This is a genomic window from Candidatus Cloacimonadota bacterium, assembly GCA_012516855.1.
Classification (GTDB): domain Bacteria; phylum Cloacimonadota; class Cloacimonadia; order Cloacimonadales; family Cloacimonadaceae; genus Syntrophosphaera.
This window is the reverse complement of the sequence record JAAYWB010000062.1, coordinates 1-14,460: the sequence shown is the minus strand read 5'-3', so window position 1 is coordinate 14,460 and position 14,460 is coordinate 1. Positions and strand designations below refer to the sequence as shown.

The 14,460-nt window shown below is 55.2% G+C and carries 12 protein-coding genes; 11 read left to right on the top strand and 1 reads right to left on the bottom strand.

The annotated features are described in order from the left end of the window. From GX466_06565 to GX466_06540, 6 genes are all read left to right on the top strand, one after another. A partial coding sequence (locus tag GX466_06565) for a T9SS type A sorting domain-containing protein (GenBank protein ID NLH93865.1) occupies positions 1–1,069 on the top strand: 1,069 nt, incomplete at its 5' end. A 144-nt stretch (positions 1,070–1,213) separates the two neighbouring features. Then, positions 1,214–2,281 (top strand): flavodoxin-dependent (E)-4-hydroxy-3-methylbut-2-enyl-diphosphate synthase, encoded by a 1,068-nt coding sequence (gene ispG / locus GX466_06560; GenBank protein ID NLH93864.1) that lies wholly within the window; start codon positions 1,214–1,216, stop codon positions 2,279–2,281. After that, a complete protein-coding gene (locus tag GX466_06555) occupies positions 2,274–2,822 on the top strand; it encodes a chromate transporter (GenBank protein NLH93863.1) in 549 nt (182 codons plus the stop codon). Before ispG ends, GX466_06555 begins: the two co-directional genes overlap by 8 nt. Next, positions 2,819–3,337, top strand: coding sequence for a chromate transporter (locus GX466_06550; GenBank protein NLH93862.1), 519 nt, complete (start codon positions 2,819–2,821; stop codon positions 3,335–3,337). The genes GX466_06555 and GX466_06550 overlap by 4 nt, the downstream gene beginning before the upstream one ends. Positions 3,338–3,715: 378 nt before the next feature. Then, a complete protein-coding gene (locus GX466_06545; GenBank protein ID NLH93861.1) occupies positions 3,716–6,403 on the top strand; it encodes a M6 family metalloprotease domain-containing protein in 2,688 nt (895 codons plus the stop codon). 128 nt (positions 6,404–6,531) lie between these two features. Next, a complete protein-coding gene (locus tag GX466_06540) occupies positions 6,532–6,969 on the top strand; it encodes an Hsp20/alpha crystallin family protein (protein NLH93860.1) in 438 nt (145 codons plus the stop codon). A gap of 67 nt (positions 6,970–7,036) precedes the next feature. Here the strand turns inward: GX466_06540 and GX466_06535 are convergent, their stop codons facing one another. Then, positions 7,037–7,582, bottom strand: coding sequence for a hypothetical protein (locus GX466_06535; GenBank protein NLH93859.1), 546 nt, complete (start codon positions 7,580–7,582; stop codon positions 7,037–7,039). Between the two features lie 201 nt (positions 7,583–7,783). On the opposite strand from GX466_06535, the gene GX466_06530 reads away from it, so the two are divergent. From GX466_06530 to GX466_06510, 5 genes are all read left to right on the top strand, one after another. Further along, positions 7,784–9,340, top strand: a complete 1,557-nt coding sequence (locus tag GX466_06530) for a D-lysine 5,6-aminomutase subunit alpha (GenBank protein NLH93858.1) — start codon at positions 7,784–7,786, stop codon at positions 9,338–9,340. Continuing rightward, positions 9,337–10,080 carry a hypothetical protein gene (locus GX466_06525; GenBank protein ID NLH93857.1) on the top strand — a complete coding sequence of 248 codons (744 nt, stop codon included), beginning with the start codon at positions 9,337–9,339 and terminating at the stop codon, positions 10,078–10,080. Before GX466_06530 ends, GX466_06525 begins: the two co-directional genes overlap by 4 nt. A 168-nt stretch (positions 10,081–10,248) precedes the next feature. Further along, on the top strand, positions 10,249–11,535 hold the full coding sequence (gene rseP, locus GX466_06520) for an RIP metalloprotease RseP (protein ID NLH93856.1): 1,287 nt from the start codon (positions 10,249–10,251) through the stop codon (positions 11,533–11,535). Between the two features lie 324 nt (positions 11,536–11,859). Then, positions 11,860–12,969 (top strand): tRNA guanosine(34) transglycosylase Tgt, encoded by a 1,110-nt coding sequence (gene tgt / locus GX466_06515; protein NLH93855.1) that lies wholly within the window; start codon positions 11,860–11,862, stop codon positions 12,967–12,969. 446 nt (positions 12,970–13,415) lie between these two features. Then, positions 13,416–14,460, top strand: a 1,045-nt coding sequence (locus tag GX466_06510; GenBank protein NLH93854.1) for a S8 family serine peptidase, incomplete at its 3' end; no start/stop codon positions are given.

The following is a 14,460-nucleotide window of genomic DNA, read 5'->3' as shown; positions in this document are numbered from 1 at the left end:
CCAGCAGAACGCCCCCATCATGGGCGCCACTGTCACTTGCGGCGACGTCACCGCCACCACCAACGCCTCCGGAGCCTACAGCATGCAGGTGGTTGCCGGAACCCACAGTGTGACCGCGTCCGCCGCCGGCTATGCTCCAAGCACCCAGACAGGTGTGATCGTGGTAACCGGCCAGACCACCACCGTGAACTTCCAACTGGCTGAAAGCCTGACCATATTCGAAGACGGTTTCGAAAGCTATGACAACTTCGCCTTGGAATTTGCGCCCTGGACCCTGGTTGACGTGGATCAGAGCAGCACCTACGGCATGAGCACGACCACCTGGCCAAACGCCTACGAGCCCATGGCTTACATGATCTTCGTGCCCAGCGCCACCACTCCCCCGCTGACCGAACTTACAGCCCATGGCGGAATCAAGATGGCTGCCAGTTTTGCAGCGGTCATGCCGTCCAGTGGAGGAAATGGACCGAACAACGACTGGATGATCACCCCCGTGCTCAGCAATCCTGCCGAGATTAGGTTCTGGGCCCGCTCCTACACCGCCCAGTACGGCCTCGAGCGCTTCAAAGTGGGAACCTCCACGGGTGGCACCAACCCCAACGACTTCACCATCATCAGCGGCACCAACTACATCCAGCCCCCTGTTGAATGGACCGAATACACCTACGATATCCCCGCTGGCGCGACCCGCATTGGCATCCAGTGCGTGTCGAACGACGCCTTCATCTTCCTTGTGGATGATGTAACCGTGATGGGCGGCACCGCGATCGAAGATCCGGGTGTTCCCGTCGTGGCCACCGAGCTGCACGGCAACTTCCCGAACCCCTTCAATCCGGAGACCACCATCCGCTACAGCGTGAAGGAAGCCACACCCGTCAGCATCGATATCTACAACGTGAAGGGCCAGCTGGTGAAGACCCTCGTGAACGAAAACAAGGCCAGCGGACACTATTCCGTCACCTGGAACGGCCGCGACAACAACAACCTGCCTGTCTCCAGCGGCGTCTATTTCTACAAGATGTTCGCCGGCAAGTACAGCAGCACCAGAAAGATGATCCTGATGAAGTAATCCGTCAGGTCGATAACGATCCCAACCCCGGAACGGTCCGCCGCTCCGGGGTTTTTGTTTGAGTGCCGTGGGTCGTTCCGACGCTGGGCTCTCTGCGGGGCTTAATTATATTGACAGAAAACCCGGCCACTCTCTTTTTGCCACATGCAGAAAATCACTCGTAAACCTACCCGGCAGATACAGTTGGGCAATGTCCCGATCGGCGGGGGCGCGCCTGTTTCTATCCAAAGCATGCTCAGCGTGCCAACCCGCGATTTGGAAGCGGCCCTGGCCCAGACAGCCGCTTTGGAACAAGCCGGCTGCCAGATCATCCGCTTCGCTGTAACCGGCGCAGAGGATATCCGGGCGATACCAGTTTTGGCGGAAAACGCCGGGGTTCCCCTGGTGGCGGACATCCATTTCGACCACAAACTGGCCTTGCAAGCCCTGGAAGCCGGAATCTCCGGACTTCGCATCAATCCAGGCAACATCGGCTCCCGCGCCAAGGTTGAGGCCGTGGTGAAGGATGCTTCCGAAAGGGGGGTGCCCATCCGCATCGGCGTGAACAGCGGTTCCCTGCCCAAAGAGCTGGTGGCCAAATACGGCGTGAGCGCAGAAGCCATGGTGGAAGCGGCTTTGGAGCACGTGCGCATTCTCGAGGACCTGAACTTTGGCGCCATCAAGATTTCCGTGAAGGCCTCGCACCTGCCTTTGATGCTGGAAAGTTACCGCGCCCTCAGCGCCAGGGTGGATTATCCTTTGCATCTGGGCATTACGGAATCCGGCACCCTGCTGGCTGGCAGCGTCAAATCCGCCATGGCTCTGGGAATCCTGCTTTCAGAAGGCATCGGCGACACCCTGCGGGTTTCACTAACCGCGGATCCCATCCAGGAAGTGGCTGTGGCCAAGCAAATCCTGCGCAACCTTGAACTGCGCCAGGGGCTTAACATCATTTCCTGTCCCACCTGCGGACGCACCCGGGTGGACCTTTTCAGCCTGGCTTCCGAGGTGGAAAGCGCCCTTCAAGCCTATTCCGATTTGCCGCTCACCATCGCCGTGATGGGCTGTGCCGTGAATGGCCCCGGAGAAGCGCGGGAAGCGGATTTCGGCATTGCAGGCGGGGACGGGGAGGGACTCATCTTTGCCCGCGGCGAAATCCTGAAGAAAGTGCCGGAACGGCAGCTTGTGGCTGAGCTAATACATCTCGTGGAAGAGTGGGTGAACAATGTCTAAAAGTCTTGGCTCCATATTCTTAACCTTTCTCAAAATCGGTGCTTTCACCATCGGTGGCGCCTATGCCATGATTCCCCTCATCCGCCGTGAAGTGGTGGAAAAACATGGCTGGATCTCTGACGATGATTTCCTGGACGGCCTGGCTGCGGCACAGTCCTGCCCCGGGCCAATAGCCATCAACATCAGCGTTTACGTTGGTCTGCATGTTCGAGGCCGCCTGGGTATGGCGGCAGCGGTGCTGGGCTCGGTGCTGCCTTCCCTGGTCATCATCATGCTGATCGCTGAACTCTTTGTCCACTACGCGGAACAAGCCCTGGTGCGCAAAGCTTTTCACGCGCTCAAACCAGCACTGGTGGCCCTCATCGCGGTGCCCCTGGCGGAAATGACCAAGACCGCCAATCTCAATCTTACCAATTTCTGGGTGCCGATTGTCGCTCTGGTGCTGGTGGGCTTTCTTGGCGTCAGTCCCATCTGGCTTATTTTGGCCACGATCGCCTTTGCCGTGGCGCAGGGTTTGTGGCGGAAGGAGAAGCCGGAATGACTTGGCTGACTTTGTTCTGGACCTTCGTAAAGATCGGGCTTTTCAGCTTTGGTGGCGGCTACGCGGTCCTGGCCATGATCCAGCAGGAAGTGGTGGTCCGCAACGCCTGGCTCACTCAAAGCGAATTCACGGATGTGGTGGCGATTTCGCAAATGACCCCCGGCCCCATCGCCATCAATTCCGCCACCTTCATCGGCTACCGGCAGGGAGGGGTTTTGGGCTCCCTGGTCTGCACCTTCGGCGTCATCCTGCCCTCGCTTGTCCTGATGCTGGTCATAACCCTCACCTATCTCAAGCTCCGCGAGCAGCCCTGGTTCAAAAACATTTTTCAGAAACTGCGCTGGCTGACCCTCGGCCTCATCGGCGCTGCCATGGTGCTCATCGCCAAAGGCGCTTTCACTGATTGGTTCACTGTGCTCGTCTTTGTGATCAGCCTGGCGATCTACTGGAAGTTTAAAACCAACCCCATTTATCTGATGCTGGGCGCTGCTGTCTTCGGGATGGTCTTCGGGTGAACAATCCATTGCTGTGTATGCGGTTAACCACTATTGAATATCGCCATTATTTGCTTGATTCGCCCTTTGCCCCATCTTACTCACATCCTGTTCACTTCCCGCTGAGTTCCCGCCTTTCAAACGGGAGGTCAACGGGAAGTAAGTGAGAGGCTAATTGGATAGGGCAAAGGAGGAGTCAGGTTTGGGACAGGCTGGAAACTTCCCGGTTTTGAGGCAGCTTCTGGAGGGACTGCTGGCTGGATCGGGATAACCGGCTCGAAATAAATCCCGAATTGGAACAAAATGTGTATCTGATGTCAATGACTCACGAGCTTATGGTTTTGGGGTTCGCTTAGGCTATTTTAATGGATAATAAACAGATAGATAGGAACAATGAACATGGCCAAACAACTGATAGTAAGCTTTCTCACAGCGCTGCTGGCGTTGGGAGCGCTCTGCGCCACCCCACTGGTGAACACCCCGGTCCAAGTGACCCAACCCGACGGCAGCGAACTGCTAATTCTTGCAAGCGGAGACGAATGGCACAATTGGCTGCACGATGCCGACAACTATACGATCGTCCAAAATGATGCCGGCTACTATGTTTACGCCAGGCAGGACGGTGAAAAGGTCGCTCCCACGGACTGGATCGTGGGTCGCGACTCCCCTCGGCACAGAGCTTTGCAACCGGGGGTGAATCTTTCCCGCCGGCTGATAGAGGAGAAATACTCCCGCTATGCCAACATGCGCGATTACAGCGACGCAAAATCCCCCCACACGGGCGATTTCAACAATATTGTGGTCTTCATCAAATTCGCCGATGACCCCGATTTCAACACACCGCTTGGAGTTTATGAAGAAATTTTCAACAACCCCGCCGGAAATTCCATGAAGCGTTATTTCTGGGAGGCCTCCTATAACCAGTTGAATGTGAACTCCACCTTTTATCCCATCCCGAACGGAACGACAATACTCTGCTACACAGACACTTATCCCCGGGCCTACTTCAAAATCCACAGTCCCTCCAACCCAAAGGGTTACAGCGGCGACAACGAACGCACCCAGCGGGAACATCAATTACTGCTGCGCGCCGTGAATGCCATCGCGTCCCAAGTGCCTACTGATCTGGTGATTGACGGCGATAACGACGGCTATGTGGACAACACCTGCTTCATCATCAAAGGCTCGCCGGAAGGCTGGGCCGAACTGCTCTGGCCCCATCGCTGGGTGCTCTATACAGTGAATGCCATGATACATGGCAAGAGGGTCTGGGACTTCAATTTCCAGATAGAGAGTTCCACCATGGGTTCCGGCGCCGGAGTGCTTTCCCACGAAATGTTCCACAGCCTGGGCGCGCCTGACCTCTACCGCTACAACGACACAACCATCGACCCCATCGGAAGTTGGGACATTATGTGCGCTGACCAGAACCCACCCCAGCACATGAGCGTGTGGATGAAACACAAATACGGGCAGTGGGTCTCCAGCATCCCGGAAATCACAACTTCCGGAACCTACACCCTCTCGCCGGTGGCTACCTCCGCCACAAACAACATCTGGCGCGTGCCCAGCTGGAGAAGCGGCGAATACTATCTGCTGGAATACCGGCGCCCTTCCGAGAATTACGATCACAACGTCCCCGGCACCGGCCTCCTGGTTTACAGGCTTGATTCCTCCGAAAGCGGCAATGCCAGCGGGCCCCCTGACGAGCTCTACATCTATCGCCCCAACGCCAATAACACCACCACCAACGGCACCCTCAACAATGCTGAGTTTTCGCTCCAGGTAGGGCGAACCGAGATGAACGAAGCCACGGTTCCCAGCGGTTTCATGAGCAACAACTCCCCGGGCGGGCTGAATCTCTATGATGTGGGCGAAGCGGGTGAAACCATCACCTTTAAAATCAAGATTTCGGATGTCCAGCTCACCTTTCCCCGGGGCGGCGAGACCTGGTTTTCCGGCAGCAACAAGGTGCTCACCTGGAAAGCCAAAAGCATGACCGGAACCGTAACCGTGGATTACAGCACCGATGGCGGCGTGAATTGGACGGTATTGAATGCCGACGCGCCCAACAACGGTAGCTATGCCTGGAACAATATCCCCGTGCTCAATTCCAATCAGGTTTTCGTGCGTATCACCCAGAACTCCAGCGGCCAGGCGGACAGCAACATCCATCCTTTAGCGATTGCCAGCGAAATGGCCACGCCACAGGGGACCTGGCCACCCGACGGCGCCACGGAAATTCCCACCAACCCGCTGCTGGCCTGGACCGCCACGCCGGGAGTGACCGGATATCAATTGCAGGTTTCAACCGACCCCAACTTCAACAGCTACCTGGTGAACGCCATTGACCATCCGGACAACCACTATCAGTTGCAGGGCCTTACGCCTTTCCAAACTTACTATTGGCGGGTCTGCGGGCTTGCCGACATCGGACCCGGGCCCTTCTGCCTCGACCTTAGCTTCACCACCGGCGACATCACCGAACTGCCTGACCCACCAGTGCTTACATATCCGGTACATCAGGCGGAAGACCTGCCCCTGGAACTCGATTTTTCTTGGACTCCCATGCCTCTGGCAGATAGTTACTCTCTCCAGATTTCGCAGAGCTTTTGGTTCGTGGATCCTGAAATTGACCTGCCCAACCTTACCACCACCAGCCAGCATGTTTCCGGCCTGCAGCCAGGGCGCACCTACTTTTGGAGGGTGAGCGCGGGGAACGTGGCCGGAAACAGCAACTTCAGCCACATCAACCAGTTTACCACTCTCCAATCCACCCCCGTGGAAGACGATACGGCTCCGGTTGTGATTAACGAGCTGAAACAGAATTACCCCAATCCCTTCAATCCCACAACCACCATAAGCCTTAGCCTGAAAGACGCCTCCCTGCCCGCCTCTTTGCAGATTTTCGACCTCCGCGGCAGGCTGGTTCGCACCCTTTTTCAGGGAATCCCTTCCGGACAGCGAATGGAGCTGGTCTGGGACGGCAAGGACAGCCAGGGCAGAGCCTGCGGCAGTGGGATTTATCATTATCGCCTGCGTTCCGGGGATTTCGCCAAGACTCGTAAGATGATATTAATTAAGTAAATAAGCCCGCCTATCGGCGGACCCGGAAAACATAATTAGCAGTTCCACCTCGGGACTGCTAATTTTTTCTTGCCTTTTTGGGTTATGTGATTATATTGACTGTAGAGATTCATTAAAGGAGGTTTGAAATGAAGATCACACCTTATCGCAAAGGACAAGAACTTAGACCCATGGGCACCATGCTCAGTATATTCGACGATTTCTTCAATCGCGCTTTCGAAGAGGAGAGCAGCGAGGACAATTTCCGCTCCATGGCGATGGATATCGTGGAGCACGAAAAGGAATTTGAGCTTCTGGCCAATCTGCCCGGCTTCAAAAAAGAAAACGTGAAGATCTCGGTGCACGACAACCAGTTGATGATCGAGGCCAAATGCGAGCAGAGCAAAGAGGAAAACAAAGGCACCGTGTACCGCTGCGAACGCTACAGCGGCAGCTATCGGCGCAACTTGCTGCTACCCGAGAATTCCGATCTGGCAAAAATCTCAGCCAAGATGGAAGATGGCGTACTGAAGCTGATCATTCCCAAGAAAGAACCCTCACCGCAGAAAGAAATCGTTATCGATTAAGCAAATGTCCAACCAAATAGGCGGCGCGTACCACGAGGTGCGCGCCGCTCGTTAGTATCGGGAAAACTTACTTGAAGCTTCCGGTGAAGACAAGCTTGCCGGTATCCCAGCCATTGTCTTTCAGCCAGTTCACGATTTCGTCGTAAAGAGCCTTGTCGATGGCTTTGTCGCGGGTAAGGATCCACAGGTATTCGCGGGTGGGTTCACTGACCACGGTGTAGCTGTATCTGGCCTGATCGAGCTTTACGATCCAGTAATCCGCCTTGATGGGCCAGAAAAACTGGACTTTAAGCTTGGCGTTGGTCGCGTCCGCAGGCCAGGCTGTGGCTTTGCGCTGGGACTTGATTTCCCTGCCGTCCCTGTCGGCGTAGCAGGTGTTCACAACGTTTATCTTGCCCTGGGGGTTCAGGGAATATTCCGCGGTCACCAGTTCTCCGCAATCGGCTTTTTGCCAGCGGAAAGGGATAAATGACTGCTGGTACCAAACGCCCAGGTAGCGGTCAAGTTCCACGCTGTCAACCGCTTGCACAGGATTTGCGGGGATTTGCGCCTGGCAGCCTAGGCTGATGCTCAAAATCGCGAGAGCCAGCAAAAATGGGAGGATGTAATTCATAATGTATCCTTTGTTTTATGGATAGAATACACTATTTCGCCGGAAAAACAACCGACTCTGCATCCTGTTCAGGCTTCGTTTGGGTTTTACCGGAACTTGGGTTTGTTCGCTTGGAAAAGGATTTCCGCCTTTTCCCTTGACGGATAAGCAGGGCCTAAAAAAACGTGAAAAAATATAAACAACAAAGCTTTGGAGAGTTACATGCTAAAACTCACTCTCGACGATTCCGTCAAGCAACGCGCCCGATCGGCTGCCGCCAGCATCGCCGGTTCCTTTGGCTGGCTGTTTGACGGCTATACCTCACTGGCGATTGAACGCACGGTGCTGCGCCTGGTGGGCATCGACGGTGCCCTGGAAGATGGAAACCCGCTTCCCAACGTGGTTGTGGACCATCTGCGGGCTGGACAGGCCCTGGATAAGGGAGCCGCCATCCCGGTGGCCAACGCCATGCTGGGCCGCAAGTTAAGCGCCCAATCGGTCGCGGATGCCGTCGGCAGGGGAGAAATCGACCTTGCGAAACAGCCCCAGGCCGCTCCGGATGAAATCTTCAGCTTGCTTAATAACCTTGCAGACGAAATGCTTAGCCACATTGCCAAACAGCGTGCCACCCGGGAGCAAATGTTTGCCAAATACGGCCCCCGCAGGGTTCCGGCCATCTATGTTATCGTGGCAACGGGCAACATTTACGAGGACGCGGTGCAGGCCAAAGCCGCTGCATCCGAAGGCGCTGACATCATTGCCGTGATCCGTTCCACCGCTCAATCGCTGCTGGACTACGTGCCTTTCGGCGCTACAACGGTTGGCTTCGGGGGAACTTATGCCACCCAGGAAAACTTTCGCATCATGCGAGCCGCCCTGGACGAGGTATCGGAAAAAGAGCAGCGCTACATCAGCCTAACGAACTACGCTTCAGGGCTCTGCATGCCCGAGATCGCGGCGATGGGCGCCATTGAGAGGCTCGACCTGATGCTCAATGACGCCATGTACGGCATCCTTTTCCGTGATATAAACCCCAAGCGCACCTTGCTGGACCAGTATTTCAGCCGCATGATCAATGCCTTTGCCGGCATCGAGATCCAGACCGGAGAGGACAACTATCTCACCACCTCCGACGCCGTGGAAAAGGCCTACACCGTCACGGCCTCGCAGCTTCTGAACGAGCAGTTCGCCCTACTTAGCGGTGTGAAGCCTGAAATGATGGGCCTCGGCCATGCCTACGAGATTGATCCGGAACTGGAGAACAGCTTTTCCTATGAGCTTGCCCACGCCCTGCTCACCCGCGAACTCTTTCCCCAGGCGCCGGTTAAGTATATGCCGCCCACCAAGTTCGCCAGCGGCAACATCTTCAAGACCCATCTCATGGACGCCATGTTCAACTTCGCAGGCCAGCTCACCGGTCAGGGAGTGCAGTTGTTGGGCATGATGACCGAGGCGATCCACACGCCCCATCTGGCGGACAGATCCCTGGCCATAGAAAACGCGAAGTATGTCTTCAAAGCCGTGAAAAACCTTAATGACAGCCTCTGCCTGAGCCCGGACAGCTTTATCAACCAGCGCGCCAATCAGGTGCTGGCTGAAGCCGCGGAATTTCTGGAGGGCGTGGCCGCCGAAGGTCTTTTCCCCGCCATGGCCAGAGGCGACTTTGCCGACATCAAGCGTCCCGAAACAGGCGGCAAGGGCCTCGATGGCGTTTTCCGCAAGGACGAAAATTACTTCAACCCCTTCCTGAACAAGATGACCAAGGAGCTGGGAATATGAGCAAGAAAACCATGATCCGTCCCTACGGCGACACCTCCGGCGACGGCAAGATGCAGCTTTCCTTCAGTTTGCCCGTGCCGCCGGACGCCTTTGGCAAAGAGGCAGCGCGCCTGCTTCTGAAAAACATTGGCTACGATGAGATCGAAATCTGCGGACTGCGCGACATGGGCGAAGGCTACACCCATTTTATAGCCTACGCTGTTACTTCGGCGTTTGTGGATCCCGCCAGCATCAAGGTCAAAGTGGTGGAAACACCCGTCATGGATATGGAGGCCACCGACGCCTATATCAGTGAAAACATCGGCCGCGTGATCACAGTCGTTGGCGCCTGCATCGAAAGCGACGCCCACACTGTGGGGATCGACGCCATTATGAACATGAAAGGCTACAACCACCGCTACGGCCTGGAACGCTATCAGTGGTTCAACGCTATCAACCTCGGCGCCCAAGTGCCTTCGGAAGAGCTGCTGCGCCGTGCCAGGGCCGAAAATGCCGATGCGATCCTCGTTTCCCAGGTGGTGACCCAGAAGAACATCCACATCAAAAACCTCACCCGGCTCATCGAACTGGCTGAGGCTGAACAGCTTAGGGACAAAATGCTCTTCATCTGCGGGGGCCCCAGAATTTCGCACGATCTCGCCATCGAACTGGGTTATGATGCCGGTTTTAGCACCGGAACCTATTCCACCGATGTCGCGTCTTATATCGCGATAACGCTGGCGGGACGGATCCAGAAGTAGCATATGCCTGGCGCTTGATGTTGATGCTGAGACCCAGAAGCTTTCCCAAATCAATATCTATGGCTTGATATCATGGACGCGATGTTGCGTGTTATCGACCTCCTCCACCATCACAGTATAATGACATCAGCTTTTCAATCTTTCACCCTTTAACCCTTTTCACGAACAATGACTTTGCTCTATACCATCCTCGCCTTTGGCATCATGATCTTCATCCACGAACTGGGACATTACAAAGCCGCTCGCTGGTTTGGAGTTGGCATCGAAAAATTCTCCATCGGCTTTGGCAAGCCCCTGAAAGAGTGGAAGCACAGCGGAGTTGCCTGGCGCATAGGCTGGATACCGCTGGGCGGCTATGTAAAGATGCGAGGCGAAAATCCAGATTCTCCGGACAAGGATGCCGCGGATTCATTTTTTCGCCTGGCCTGGTGGAAAAAAGCGCTGATCGGTTTCAGCGGCCCCCTTGCCAATCTGTTGCTGGGTTTACTGCTGTTCATCTTTTCCTTTGTCCTGCCCGTCCACATTCAGGACCAGTATCCTGTGGTGAGCCGCGCCGAAGGTTCCTGGTCGCAGGTATTTGCTCCCGGAGACAGCATCGTGAGCGTAAACGGCAAATCTGTGCGGGGTTTCAGCGAATTTCTTGAAGGTCTGCTGGAAAGGCCGCGCAGCACCGTCCTCTTTAGTCGTTCAGGTGAAAAAAGATCTGCGGAGATGAGGGCGAAGGATGTGGATTCACTTTTGGCAGGAGTTTATCCAGTCGCCGATACCCGAGTGGGGGAAGTGGTGCCCAAAACCCCGGCCTACCATGCCAAACTTCAAACCGGAGACCGCATCACGGCGGTGGATTCTGTGGCTGTGGACGATTGGTACGCCATGCGGCAGATGATTATCAACGCCCCGCGGGACCAGGTTTTACTCACCATCGAACGGAACGGGGAAAGCTTCAACAAAAGCCTGAAGCTGGAATCCAGCCTCAATACCGGCGGCAGCCGCGCCATCGGTATAACGCAATACCAGCCTGTGCGTTACGACCGACGCTTCAACCTCTTTGAGGCTATCAAACTGGGCGCTTACAACACCGCCAACTTCATCTTGATGAACTATCAGATGCTGGGCAAATTGCTGCGCAGCCCCGGGGAGATTAGAAAATCGGTCGGCGGCCCGGTGATGATCGCCACCATGAGCCAGCAGATCGGCGAGCGCGGCTTCGGCAGTTTGCTCGTCTTCTTTGGCGGGATCAGCCTCATGCTGATGATCATGAACCTGCTGCCCATCCCCATCCTGGATGGAGGCGTGATCCTTTTTTCCATAATCGAGGGCATAATCCGCCGGCCAATTCCCCTCAAGATCCAGTCAGTATTGCAATCAATTGGCTTTGTTCTTTTGATGGGTTTAATGATTCTAGCTCTGTATTCTGATGTGGCCAGTGAACTGCTTAGGTTTATGAACAGATGAGAAAAAAGGAAAAGGAGAAAAAGTTGGCTTGGGTTCGGGGGTTGTCTTTCCCAAAACGGAGCTTTTTGAATATTGCCAACGGCTCGTTATCCGAACTTGAAACACCCAGTTGGAACTTGCGTTCCGGCTCGAGCATTACCAAGATTTTGAAGCTTATGCTTCCCAAATCAGATGTGTCCGCTCAATGCTGATCAGTCTGATCAAGGCACTCAAGGCGAAAAAAAATGACAAAGTCAGATAGAGCTTTGCTGACTCTGAATTATAGGTTTCGGCCTATGCGCAACCTTTTCTCTTTTTCCCTTTTTCTCTTTATCCGCCTAAACCATGTTTAAATTCAGACTCGAAAAAACCTCCGGATTTGCAAGGGCCGCCACGATTTCCACCTCTCACGGCAAAATAAAAACGCCGGTTTTCATGCCCGTTGGCACACTAGGCACCGTGAAGGCGATGAGCCCCCACGAATTGGAGGAAAGCCACGCTCAGATTATCCTGGGCAACACTTATCACCTCTATCTGCGTCCGGGGCATGAACTTATCCGCGACGCCGGCGGCCTGCACAAATTCATTTCCTGGGACAAGCCCATGCTCACCGACAGCGGTGGATTTCAGGTGATGAGCCTGGCCGCGCTGCGCAAAATCAGCAAAGAGGGCGTCAAATTCCAGTCCCACATCGACGGCAGCCGCCATTTTTTCACGCCAGAGAGCGTCATCGGCATCCAGGAAGCCCTTGGCGCCGACATCATCATGAGTTTCGACGAATGCCCGCCCTATCCTGCCACCCGCGAATACGTGGAAAAATCGCTCAAAACCACGCTCCAGTGGGCCGAAAGGGGCAAGGCGGCCTTCAAAAACGCCAAAAAGCAGGCCCTCTTCGGAATCGTGCAGGGCGGCATTTATGAAGACCTGCGCCAACGCTCTGCCCTGGCGCTGATGGACATGGATTTTCCGGGCTACTCAATTGGTGGATTGGCCGTGGGCGAGGAAAAAGAGGACATGTTCCGCATCACGGCTTTCCTGAACGACATCCTTCCAGCAGACAAACCCCGCTACCTGATGGGCGTGGGCACCCCCAGCGACCTGCTGTTGAACATCGCCAACGGCGTGGACATGTTCGACTGCGTTATGCCGACCCGCAACGCCCGCAAAGGCAGCATCTTCACCCGCCACGGCAAAATGATAATCAAGGCCGCCCGCTACAAAGAGGATTTTTCCCCCATCGATCCCGACTGCGGCTGCTACACCTGCCAGCACTTCTCCCGAGCCTACATCCGCCATCTGATAAGCATGAACGAGATTTTGGGCATGCGCCTCACCACCATCCACAGCCTCTGGTTTTACCAGGAACTCATGCAAATGGCCCGCGCGGCAATCCTGGAGGACCGTTACTCCGATTTCCTCGCTGAAATGCTGCCCGTCATCGACCGGGTTATCTGACTACTCTTAACCTCTCAGCTAATTATCCCCGACGCCTTTCCGAATTGGATGTGCCGCGGTAAGTTGACCCAGGCCAACGTCAATCCATCAATTCCGTTGGAAACGGCTCATGTTCAATAGGAGTGGGTGCTACTACTGCCATCATAGCTCGTGGGCTGGCCTGGCGTACAGCGAACGTAGTGAGCATGGACGACAGGATGAGTAGCGAAATGGACGATGGATAATTCTCACAATGCCAGTTAAATGACCAAGTGGCAACTTTTTGATTGACAAAATATTGTCTGCCCAAATTCTTTCCACAAGCGCCTGAGCTTCAGCTTGGAAAAGATCGGCAAAACCGCTATCACGAAGTTTTGCAAACCAACGCGCCAAGCGCTGCCGGGACCGCTAACAGCCATGAACAGTAATAAATATAAGCGACAATACATTATCACAAGGAGTTGAAAATGCACAGATTGAAAACACTGCTGACCGTTTTGCTTGTCATCTTTGGCACGCTTGGTCTGGCAGCCGCTCCGCGCTTTGGCGAGCGGCCTTTCATCGACATCTACCAGGTTCCTGACAGCGCCATGGAACAAGGCCACATCAGAATCAAGCTCAGCGAGGCCAATTCCGCGCTGGCGCAAAGCTTTCAGTATCAGGACGGCGCCCTCGCCAGCTTCGGCCTCGAGGAACTGGATGCCCTCAACCTTCAATACGGGGTGAAAAAGATCAGTCCCGTCTTCGGCGACGTGAACAAAAACCTCAAATGGGGCTGGCGCCACGTTGAATGGGGCCTGCACCTCTGGTTTGAGCTGGAGTATGACAGCGAAGCTGACATCCGCGAAATCGTTATGGCCTACCGGAATCTGGCCAAAGACGTCCAGTGGGCTGAACCTGAATACAAGAAAACCCTGTTCAGCGTGAACCAGGGTGAAGTTTCCACCATCGCGGATAATCTTGTTCGCTGGACCCCGAACGACCCGCGCTATGGTGAACAGTGGCATTACCACAACACCGGCCAGACCGGCGGAACGGCGGATGCCGACATCGACCTGCCTGAAGCCTGGGACATCGAAAAAGGCCACAGCGATGTGGTGGTCTGCATCCAGGACCAGGGAGTCCAGTACGACCATCCGGATTTGGCTGCCAATATGTGGATCAATCCCGGCGAAATCGCCGGAAACGGCATTGACGACGACAACAACGGCTATGTGGATGATGTGTATGGCTATAACTTCTACCAGAGCACTTCCAATATCGTCGGGGGAGACCACGGCTGCCATGTGGCGGGAACCGTGGCGGCTGTTACAAACAACGGTGTAGGCGTCTCCGGCATTGCTGGCGGCTCCGGAACCGGCAACGGCGTAAGGCTGATGAGCACCCAGGTTTTCGATCCCACATCAGGAGGCGACGGTTTTGAGCAGGCTCCGATCTATGCTGCCGACAACGGCGCTTGTATCTCACAGAACAGTTGGGGTTACACCAGCGTGGGAAACTACGAGCAGTCTG